Here is a 10,855-nt window from a genome sequence, read left to right as displayed (position 1 = left end):
GAGGGAGGCCTTGCGGGGCGGGGGCGGCCCCCGACCCCCCCGGCGCGCGGGGCCTCACCCCCACACCCCCGGGGCGGGCCACAGCCCGCGCCCGCCCCCGCCCCCCCGGGGGGCGGGCCAGCCCGATCGTGGGCCACTGATCTTCTTCACCGGCTGCGCGGGCGGCTACTTCGAGGTGGAGACCTCCAGGAAGACCATCGAGGTCTTCGAACATCTCGGCTACCAGGTGATCGTGCCCAAGCAGGGTTGCTGCGGGTTGGCCGAACAGTCCAACGGCCTGTTCAACGGCGCCCGGGCCAAGGTACGCAAGCTGTGCGAGGACCTCACCGCCGCCGGCAGGGAACCCACCATCGTCTCCAGCTCCGGCTCATGCGTCGGTATGGTCAAGCACGAGGCGCACGAGATCATGGGCGTCAACGATCCCGTCGTGACCGAGGTCGGTGCCCGGATGCGTGAGACCTGCGAGTTCCTGCTGGACCTCTACGACCAGGGCGATCTGCCGACCGACTTCGAGCACATCGACATCAAATTCCTCTACCACGCGCCCTGCCAGCTCAAGGCGCAGGGCATGGGCATGCCGGCCATCCGGTTGATGGAGCTGGTGCCCGGCGTGGAGGTCGTCGAATCGGGGGAGAACTGCTGCGGTATCGCAGGCACCTACGGCCTGAAGAAGGAGAAGTTCGACGTCGCCCAGGCGGTCGGCAAGCCCTTGTTCGAGAAGGCGAGGGCCGTCAACCCGCGGCTGGCGATCTGCGACACCGAGACCTGCCGCTGGCAGATCCGATCCGGTTCAGGGGTTCCCACGGCGCACCCGATCCACGTGATCCACGCCGCCTACGGCCTCTCGGACATCTACTCGCGCACCGTCTGAATCGCCTGGACTGACCGTCAGCGCGCTCGATACGAGCCGTGGCGGCGGCCTCAGTTCCGGAATTCCGGGGACCGGGGACTCGCGCCGGCCCCCGAATTGCCGCTGCGCTAGCGCAGGGCGAGCACCGCGTTGGCGGTCTGCAGGTCGACGATGAGATCGGTCATCACCCTGGCACGCAGTGCCGCCAGCAAGGGCGCGGCCTTGCCCGCTCCGGAGACAACGCAGATGCGCCTCGGGATGCTGCGCAACTGCGTGGGCGTCGGCCCAGACGCCCTGGCGTTGAGGGCGATGTCGGCCCAGCTGCCGTCACTGCGCAGCAGGATGGTGCACACATCGCCCACCACGTGGTCCTGCGCCAGGCCGGTGCGTTCGCCATCGTCGAGATAGCCCGACGAGTAGACATGCGAGGGCAATTCGCTGGTGAAGGAGCCCACGCTGAACACCGCCAGTTCGCACTGCTCCTGTATCGCCCTCACCCGGGTGATGGACCGCTCCCGCCACAGTGCCTCGCGGGTACTCGTGTAGTCGAAGAAGGCGGGCACCGGGAACAGGATCGATTCGGCCTCGAATGCCCTGGTGAAGCGGGACATGATGTTCGAGACGTAGTCGATGCCGGTGGTCCGGTCGTTCGCGGCGCCATTGAGCTGCACCATCGTGCAGCCTGAGACGCGCTTCGACACCAGATGATTCGCCACGGCGGCGAGCGTGGTGCCCCAGGCCAGGCCCACGGTCATGTTGTCCTGAATGGCATCGGTGATGAAATTGACCGCCACCTTCGACACGCGATCCAACCGGGCGACTTCGCTCACCGAGTCGCGCATCGTGACGATGTGGGTGCGCACCCCGAAGCGCTTCTCGAAGCCGGATTCCAGCCGCGAGGACGATTCGTCCGGAGCATTGAGAGTGATCCTCACCAGGCCGGTTTCACGGGCCTGCTTGAGGTGACGGGAGACAGTGGAACGGGAGACATCGAGTTGCCGGGCAATGGCCTCCATCGATTCGCCCTGGATGTAGTACAGCAGAGCTGCGCGATACAGCTCGTTGTCATGCGCCACTGTGCTCCCCGTTCTCGCGTCGCCCCAGTCTAGGGGAGGATCTTCTCAGTCCTCCCGGCCCACTTCAGGGGCGCAACGCCGATGAGCCGCCCCACCCCAGTGCGTAAACTGTGAGGCCGTGCTCGACGTGCTCAGCGGATTCACCACCATCTGGGTGGTGATCGGTCTGGGGATGCTGCTCGCACAGCTGCGAGTGATGGACACAGCCGGCGAATTCGTGCTCAACAAGTTGTCCTTCACACTCGGCATGCCGGCCCTGATGTTCGTCACACTCTCCCACGCCGATGTGGCGCGCATCTTCTCCAAGAACGTCATCGTGGCGCTGGCCTCGGTGATCATCTCCGGTGGCCTCTACCTCGTGCTGGCGCGGATTCGCTGGCACCCGCATGCCGGGCACTCCGTGATCGGCGCGTTCTGCTCCTGCTATGTCAATGCGAACAACATGGGCCTGCCGATCGCCGCCTATGTCATGAAGGACACCTCCTGGGTGGCGCCCATACTGCTCATGCAGCAGGGCTTCCTGCAACCGATCGGGCTGAGCGTGCTCGACCTGTTGGAGACCAGGCACAGTGGCCGGACGGCATCCTGGATATCCAATGCGACGGTCCCGCTGCGCAATCCCATGACCATCGGTGTGCTGTCCGGTCTGGTGGTGAACCTTGCCGGGTTCAGGGTGCCGCAACTTGCCGAGAGCACTCTCTCGATGCTGGGCGGCCTGGCCGTGCCCTGCATGCTCATCGCCTACGGCATCTCGCTGCGCTGCGGCCCGAAGCTCCAGATGCGGCATTCCTCGGAGACGATCACGGTGAGCGCGATCAAACTCTTCGTCCAGCCGTTCGTTGCCCTTGCCTTCTGCCTGCTGCTCGGTGTGAATCGGGAGACCGCCCTGGCCGCGGTCGTGATGGCCGGCCTGCCCACGGCACAGAATGTCTTCGTGTTCTCCTCCCGCTATGCCACGGCGGAGGGCTTCGCGCGAGATGTCATCCTCGTCACGACGATCTGCTCCATCGCCACCATCGCCGGTTTCGCCGCGCTGGTGCACGTCATCTGGTGATGCTCGCTGCTGGGTAGGCTTGACCAGTCATGACCCAGGACCGTGCAACCGCCGATGTCCGCGAACCGCGGATCGAATACGATCCGGCATTGCCGATCAGCGCCCACGTCGAGCAGATCTCCGAGCTGTTGGAGCACCACCAGGTGGTCGTCGTGGCAGGCGAGACCGGCTCGGGCAAGACCACCCAGATCCCCAAGATCTGCCTGCAGCTCGGCCGGCGCAGCATCGGGCACACCCAGCCCCGCCGGATCGCCGCGCGCACCGTCGCCGAGCGGCTGGCCGACGAGATGGCCGTGCCGCTGGGCGATGTGGTCGGCTACCAGGTGCGCTTCACCCGCCAGGCCGGACGCCAGACCAGGGTCAAGGTGATGACCGACGGCGTGATGCTGGCGGAGATCAACCACGACCGGCAGCTGCGGCGCTACGACACGATCATCATCGACGAGGCCCATGAGCGTTCGCTCAACATCGACTTCCTGCTGGGCTATCTCAAGCAACTGCTGCCCGCTCGGCCAGATCTCAAGGTGATCATCACCTCCGCCACGATCGACACCGAACGATTCGCCGAGCACTTCGCCGACCCGGAGGGACATCCGGCACCCATCGTCGAGGTGTCGGGGCGCACCTTCCCGGTGGAGGTGCGCTACCGGCCGATCGGGGGCGCGGAGGGTGACCAGGCCGATGACCAGGACGTCTCGGCAGCGATCGTGTCCGGCCTGCGCGAGCTCGCTGGCCGAGGCGATGTGCTCGTCTTCCTCTCCGGCGAGCGTGAGATACGCGAGGCGACCAGGGCGATCGAGGGCGCCCGCTTCCATGACACAGAGGTGGTGCCGCTGTACGCGCGGCTGTCCGCAGCCGAACAGCACCGGGTCTTCTCCTCGCACACCGGGCGTCGCGTGGTGCTGGCCACCAATGTGGCCGAGACCTCGCTCACCGTGCCGGGCATCCGCTGCGTCATCGACACCGGCCTCGCCCGCATCTCGCGCTACTCCTCGCGCACCAAGGTGCAACGGCTTCCCATCGAGGCCATCAGCCGGGCGAGCGCCGACCAGCGCGCCGGACGATGCGGGCGTGTGGCGCCTGGCGTGTGCCTCCGGCTGTACTCCGAGGAGGACTACCTGGCCCGCCCGGAATTCACCGAGCCGGAGATTCTGCGCACCAATCTCGCCTCGGTGATCCTGAGGATGGCCCAGGCCGAACTGGGCGACATCGTCACCTTCCCCTTCGTCGAACCGCCAGAGAAGGCACAAGTCACCGACGGCATCCGGCTGCTCGACGAGCTCGGAGCGCTCAAGGGCGGCGACAGGCGCCGTCCGCGGCTGACACCGGTGGGCCGTCAACTCGCCGCGCTTCCCATCGATCCGCGCCTCGGCCGGATGCTGGTCGAGGCAGGACGGCTCGGCTGCCTTCGCGAGATGGAGGTGATCGTCGCCTCGCTGGCCATCCAGGATGTGCGGGAACGCCCGGCCGACGAGCGCCAGAAGGCCGACCAACTGCATCGGCGTTTCTTCCACGACGCCGTCCTCGAGCCAGATTCCGCCACCGTTCCCTCCGTCACCAGCAACCCTGCCGAGCCGGCGCGCTACACCGTGCATGAGGGACGCGGTGGCGAATTCACCAAGGAGCCCCCCGATGAGGGCGGTGACATCTGGGCCATCTGGCGGCTGTGGTGCTATCTGCACAGGCAGCGAAAAGCCTTGTCAGGAAACCAATTCCGCCGCCGCTGCCGGCGGGAATACCTGAACTACATGCGAGTGCGCGAGTGGTCGGATCTACGCGCCCAGCTGCGCCGGGTGGACGACGACCTCAAGCTGCCCCGCAATCGGCAAGCTGCCACGGTGGATGCCGTGCTCACCGCCGTGCTTGCCGGGCTGCTGTCCCACGTCGGGTTGCAGGAGCAGGAGCAACCCAGGACCCACGATGCACATCGCGGGCGGCGGCGCCGCAAGGGGCCGCGGGAGTATCTCGGCGCCCGGGGAAGCCACTTCACGATCCAGCCTGGTTCCGCGCTGGCCTCGCACGGCCCGGAACTGGTGATGGCCGTCGAGCTGGTGGAGACCAGCCGGCTGTGGGCCCGTACCTGCGCCGAGGTGCAGGCGTCATGGATCGAACAGGTGGGCGCGCACCTGCTGAAGCACAACTACTCCGAACCGCACTGGTCCAGCAGCACCGCCGGGGTACTGGCCTACGAGAAGATCAGCCTCTACGGGGTGCCCGTCATCTCCGGGCGGCCGATCGACTTCGGGCGGATCGACCCCGTCGCGGCGCGCGACATCTTCATCCGCAGCGGCCTGGTCGAACAGGCCTGGGTGCCCGACGTGCGGCACGGAGACCATGGCTTCCTGGATCGGAATCGGCGTCTGATCGCACAGATCGAGGAGATGGAGGAGCGCACCAGACGCCGCGACCTGCTCGTCGACGACCAGACGATCTTCGACTTCTACGACGGCAGAATCCCCTCGCAGGTGCATTCCGGAGCCAGCTTCGACGCCTGGTGGGACCACCTCGATGACCACAGCTTGCTGGATCTGCACGAGAACGACCTGGTCCGCGATGAGGCCGGCGGGGTGGAGGCCTCCGACTTCCCCGACCACTGGGAGGCCGGGGAGCTGAGCCTGCCGGTGAGCTATGTCTTCGAGCCCGGCTCGGGCAGCGATGGGGTCACCGTCACGGTTCCACTCGCCTCCCTCAACCAGCTCAGCCCGCAGCCGTTCAGCTGGCAGGTACCGGGGTTGCGCGCCGAATTGGCCACCGAACTGATCCGCGCGCTGCCGAAATCGGTGCGCACCTCGCTGGTTCCAGCCCCGGACAGGGCCAGGGAGGCGCTGCACTGGCTGCGCGGGCATGAACCCGATCACCAGGCCTGGTTCCATGAGGAACTCGGACGGGCGCTGCAGGCCGTCACCGGGGTGCACGTGGACCCGGGGGACTGGGCGCCTGGCAAGGTGCCGGGCCACCTCCGGGTGAGCTTCACCGTCGTTGGCACGAAGCAGACCAGGACAGGCAAGGAGCTCGCTCAGCTCAAGCAGAGTCTGGCACAACGCGTCTCCCAGACGTTGACCCGCGAGGCCTCCGCCAGGGCCCGGACTGGTTTCACCGACTGGTCATTCGGTGACATCGAAGCCACCAGACGCTTCACCCGAAAAGGCGTCAACGCGATCGGTTATCCAGCACTGCGCGATGACGGCGACTCGGTCGCCATCGTGGTGCTGGACAGCCCGGCCCGCCAGGCCAGGAGCCATGCCCTGGCCGTGAGGCGGCTGCTCGTGCTCACCAACCCGGACCCCAGCCGATGGGTCGTCTCCCACCTGGGCAATCAGGACAAGCTGTGGCTGGGCAACAGCCCCTATCCGGGTATCGGCGACCTGCTCGTGGACGCTCGCCTCAAGGCGGTGGACCGAATCGCCCACAGCCTCACCGATCCGGCCCAGGTGCGCACGCACGCCCAGTACGACGAGCTGGCGCTCCAGGTGCGACAGGCGCAGGCCGACCGGATGCGCGATGTGGTGGCCACCGCGGCGAAGGCCCTGGAGAATCTGCAGCGGGTGCGCCAAGGGCTTCCCGCCGCGCCCGCAGGTGCCCGCGAAGACGTCACTGCCCAGGTGGAGAATCTGGTCTTTCCCGGCTTCATCTCCTTCACCCGCGATCCCTGGTACGACCACCTGCCGCGCTATCTGGCGGCGGCCGCCCAGCGGCTGAGCGCCGCCAGCGCGAATCCGGCCCATGACGAGCAGCTGCAGGCCGGAATCGACGAGCTGGCCGCCGAATTCGACGAACTGTGCGCCCAGCTGCCCAGAGGCCCACTGCCTGATGCGGTGGACGACATCGGCTTCCTGCTGGAGGAGCTGCGGGTGCAGGTCTTCGCCCAATCCCTGCGCACCTCCGTCACCGTTTCCGCCAAGCGGATACGCAGGGCCATCGCCGCAGCCAGGGAGCAGCTCAACTGAGCCCACGGATCGCCGGGTTCATCAGCCGCACAGAAGTGTCAGGGGCCGCCATGGTCCGGCGGCGCGTGGCAGAGTAGCCCCATGCCCGCCACCACCGCTGAACTCGTCGACCTGCTGCGCCTGGAACCAGCGCCCGACAAGGTCTTCGTCGGACGTCACCCGCGCACCAGGATGCAGCGCACCTACGGCGGGCAGGTGCTCGCCCAGGCGCTGATGGCCGCCTATGCGACAGTCCCCGACAAGCGCATCGCGCATTCCCTTGATGCCTATTTCATTCGGCCGGGAGACGCCCACAACGACATCGAATACATGGTGGAGACAGTCCGTGACGGCCACACCTTCTCCGCCCGGCGTGTCACCGCGGTCCAGGACGGCAGGGCCATCTTCACGATGTCCAGCTCCTTCCACGAGCTGGAGGACGGCTTCGACCACAGCGATCCTGAACCCCACGGAGTGCCTGCGCCCGAGGACTGCCCGACGATAGGGGAGGTCAGCGAGGAGCGCAGCGGCACCGGCGCCATGTGGCACGAGTGGGATGCGCTGGAGGTGCGCTTCGCCGGTGACTCGACCGAGGGCGGACTCATCGCCCCGGCCAACCACCGCGGCCACCTGAGGGTCTGGGTGCGCACCACAGGGCCGTTGCCCGACGAGATCGCCGTGCACCAGGCGATCCTGGCCTATCTTTCAGATCTGACCCTGCTGCCGGTGGCGGTGATCCCGCACAATGTGGACTTCGTCTCCAGAAATTTGCAGTTCGCCTCCATCGATCACGTCATGTGGTTCCACCGCAGGCCCCGCGCCGATCAGTGGTTGCTCTACGACCTGCTCTCTCCGTCAGCGAGTCACTCACTGGGGATGGGCACCGGAAGGCTGTTCCAGAACCAGAAGCTCATCGCGTCCTGCGCCCAGGAGGGACTGATCAGGGTGGTGGACGACAGGATGCCCTTCAGCTGAGTCAGCCGAAGGGCATCCGGAGGTTGCTGTTGCGAGGCCTCAGTACTGTGAGGCGTCAGGCTGCCGATGTGGCACGCAGCTGGTTGAGCGCCGCCCTCTCGATCTGACGGACCCTTTCTGCGGTGATACCCCAGACGGCTCCGATGTCGGACAGCTTGGCCTGCCTGCCGTCAAGAAGTCCGTAACGTCGCCGCATCACATCGGCGGAGCGCTCGTCGAGGCCGGACAGCATGGACTCCAGGCGGGAACGGTCTTCTGCGTCCAGCACCAGTTCGTCGGGGCCGGGTGCCGTCTCGCGGGCAATGAGATCGCCCAGCGAGGTGTCCCCGTCGTCCTCCACCGGAGCATCGAGGGAGATGTGTTCCCTGGAGTAGCGGATGAGGTCGATCACCTTGCTCTCGTCCACACCGAGCTCCTCGGCGATCTCAACGGTCTCGGGTTCGCGCCCGAGCTTGCGTTCGAGATTGCGCCGCACTGCGGAGATCTGGTTGACCTGTTCTGCCACGTGCACCGGCAGCCGTACGATGCGTCCCTGCTGGGCGATACCGCGGCTGATGGCCTGTCGCACCCACCAGGTGGCATAGGTGGAGAACTTGAATCCCTTCGCGTAGTCGAACTTCTCGACGGCGCGGATGAGACCGGTATTGCCCTCCTGCACGAGATCGAGCAGAGGCATTTGGGAGCGGCCGTACTTGCGGGCCACCGAAACGACGAGCCTGAGGTTGGCTCGGACGAAGTGCTGCATGGCGCGGTCACCCTCATCGGCGATGTCGCGGAGCTCTTCGGAGGTCACGTCGAGAGTGGTCTCGGCGTCACCGCGAAGAATCGCCCGGGCAAACTGCCCGGCCTCGATCAGCCGCGCGAGCTCGACCTCCTCGGCCGCACTCAGCAGCGGCGTCTTCGCAATTGATTCCAGGTAGAGGCCGACTGAGTCCTTGCCGTCAATGCCGTCGTTGTTGCGCACACGAGTTTTCGAATCCATGGGCTTCCCTTTCGTGTCGTCGACAGTCTTCAACGCGGATCTGTGTAAGAACCATGCCAGAACACGGGAAATATTTGAAAAGAGTAGGGGTTGCGGGTATGGCTGCAACCATGGTCTGACCTTGTGGCCGCAGCGTGACACCGCAGGACCACCTGCATCGGAACACAACCCGTACCGGAACGAAATGGTCAGCGTACCCCTGACGAGCCGGAAAGGGGCCTCCTGATGTTGGATGCTCAGTACGCGCGTGCCACACTGGACGCTGCGCACCGTTGACAACAGCTGGCTTGTGCGCACCCTGACCCCGGCGGTCAGCAGCCAGTTTTCGCATCCTGGAAGGTCACTTGTGACGGTTCGAGTAACAGCTTCGACTTCGGCTGCTGATCCCGTGGCGAAGGAGGCAGCGCCCGTGACAGACGAGGCAGCCCCGGCCAAGAAGACCAGGACTCGCCGGACGGCGAGCTCCAAGTCAACGGGTTCCACGGCGTCGGCCGAGAAGGCCCCAGCGGCGAAGACCGCGACGAAGAAGGCCTCCAAGTCCAGGGGCACCACCTCGAAGACTGCCAGCAAGTCCTCGAGCCGTTCCAAGAAGGCAGTTTCCCGTACGCCCTCCAAGGCGTCCGTCACCGCAGCCATCGCCGGTCAGGCGAAGGGGACGGTTACCGCGGACGGGGTCGAGGTCACCTTCGAGCGCGACGGAAACGACATCGTCGTCCGCACCGGAGGCAAGAAGCGCAATCTCGACGACGTCGACGACTCGAAATTCGACAAGCACCAGGCCGAGAAGGACGAGGCCAAGATCAAGGAGGACCAGGGCTTCAGCCTGAACGACTCCGATGATGACGACGAGCCAGAGCAGCAGGTCACGGTTGCCGGTGCGACCGCCGACCCGGTGAAGGACTACCTCAAGCAGATCGGCAAGGTCGCCCTGCTCAATGCGGCCCAGGAGGTCGACCTCGCGAAACGGATCGAAGCCGGACTGTTCGCCGACGAACAGATCACCAAGGAGGGCGACTCGGTCGCCGCCGGTGATTTCGAGGATTACGAGTGGATCGCCCAGGACGGGCACAGGGCGAAGAATCATCTCCTCGAGGCGAATCTTCGTCTCGTGGTGAGCCTGGCGAAGCGCTATACCGGTCGCGGCATGCTCTTCCTCGACTTGATCCAGGAAGGCAATCTGGGCCTGATCAGGGCAGTCGAGAAGTTCGACTACACCAAGGGATACAAGTTCTCCACCTATGCCACGTGGTGGATCAAGCAGGCCATCACCCGCGCCATGGCCGACCAGGCGCGCACCATCCGCATCCCGGTGCACATGGTTGAGGTGATCAACAAGCTGGCCCGCGTGCAGCGCCAGATGCTGCAGGATCTCGGCCGTGAACCCACCCCCGAAGAGCTCGCCAAAGAACTCGACATGACGCCGGAGAAGGTGGTCGAGGTGCAGAAGTACGGACGTGAGCCGATCTCCCTGCACACCCCGCTCGGCGAGGACGGCGACTCAGAGTTCGGCGACCTCATCGAGGACTCCGAGGCCATCGTGCCGGCCGACGCGGTGAACTTCACCCTGCTGCAGGAGCAGCTGCACGATGTGCTCGACACGCTGAGCGAGCGCGAGGCCGGCGTGGTGTCGATGCGCTTCGGGCTCACCGACGGCCAGCCCAAGACACTCGACGAGATCGGCAAGGTCTACGGCGTGACCCGTGAGCGGATCCGCCAGATCGAGTCCAAGACGATGTCCAAGCTGCGTCATCCCAGCCGCTCGCAAGTGCTGCGCGACTATCTCGACTGAGCTGGTGCCCCTCACGTACTGCGAGCGGCACGGCCATCGCAGACGCGGCAGGTGTCACAGGCGAGGGGGACAACAACAGACAAGAAGAACTGGGCTGGGGGGGGGGGGGTTTATAAACCCCCCGCCCACGTGTTATTTGCGGCGCCCCACCAATTTATATTGACCCAGGCATATAAGGGTGTGTTGTTGGGGTGGGCGCGGGG

The 10,855-nt window shown here is 65.9% G+C and carries 7 protein-coding genes; 5 read left to right on the top strand and 2 right to left on the bottom strand.

Annotated elements, in window-relative coordinates:
• On the top strand, positions 1-871 hold an 871-nt coding region (locus ABF648_RS11060), incomplete at its 5' end, for a heterodisulfide reductase-related iron-sulfur binding cluster (RefSeq protein ID WP_415632316.1).
• A 107-nt stretch (positions 872-978) separates the two neighbouring features.
• Here ABF648_RS11060 and ABF648_RS11055 read toward each other — a convergent pair.
• Entirely contained in the window at positions 979-1,926 is a 948-nt protein-coding gene (locus ABF648_RS11055; RefSeq protein WP_415632315.1) for a sugar-binding transcriptional regulator, read from the bottom strand.
• Between the two features lie 118 nt (positions 1,927-2,044).
• On the opposite strand from ABF648_RS11055, the gene ABF648_RS11050 reads away from it, so the two are divergent.
• The 3 genes from ABF648_RS11050 to ABF648_RS11040 all read left to right on the top strand — a co-directional run bounded on the left by ABF648_RS11050 (position 2,045) and on the right by ABF648_RS11040 (position 7,881).
• A complete protein-coding gene (locus ABF648_RS11050; RefSeq protein WP_415632314.1) occupies positions 2,045-2,980 on the top strand; it encodes an AEC family transporter in 936 nt (311 codons plus the stop codon).
• A 29-nt stretch (positions 2,981-3,009) separates the two neighbouring features.
• On the top strand, positions 3,010-6,927 hold the full coding sequence (gene hrpA, locus ABF648_RS11045) for an ATP-dependent RNA helicase HrpA (RefSeq protein ID WP_415632313.1): 3,918 nt from the start codon (positions 3,010-3,012) through the stop codon (positions 6,925-6,927).
• 81 nt (positions 6,928-7,008) lie between these two features.
• Positions 7,009-7,881: an acyl-CoA thioesterase gene (locus ABF648_RS11040; protein WP_415632312.1), complete on the top strand. Its 873-nt coding sequence runs from the start codon at positions 7,009-7,011 to the stop codon at positions 7,879-7,881.
• A gap of 55 nt (positions 7,882-7,936) precedes the next feature.
• Here the strand turns inward: ABF648_RS11040 and ABF648_RS11035 are convergent, their stop codons facing one another.
• Positions 7,937-8,863 carry an RNA polymerase sigma factor RpoD/SigA gene (locus ABF648_RS11035; RefSeq protein ID WP_415632311.1) on the bottom strand — a complete coding sequence of 309 codons (927 nt, stop codon included), beginning with the start codon at positions 8,861-8,863 and terminating at the stop codon, positions 7,937-7,939.
• A 232-nt stretch (positions 8,864-9,095) separates the two neighbouring features.
• Here ABF648_RS11035 and ABF648_RS11030 point away from each other — a divergent pair, with 232 nt between their 5' ends.
• The gene (locus tag ABF648_RS11030; protein WP_415632310.1) at positions 9,096-10,652 is read left to right on the top strand and encodes an RNA polymerase sigma factor; all 1,557 of its coding nucleotides are present in this window, start codon (positions 9,096-9,098) and stop codon (positions 10,650-10,652) included.
• The last annotated feature ends 203 nt before the right edge of the window (positions 10,653-10,855 follow it).

Origin of the sequence: Propionibacterium sp. (assembly GCF_047719395.1) — a bacterium.
Classification (GTDB): Bacteria; Actinomycetota; Actinomycetes; order Propionibacteriales; family Propionibacteriaceae; genus Propionibacterium.
The sequence above is the reverse complement of the archived record's forward strand: the minus strand, read 5'-3'. Positions and strand labels throughout refer to the sequence as shown.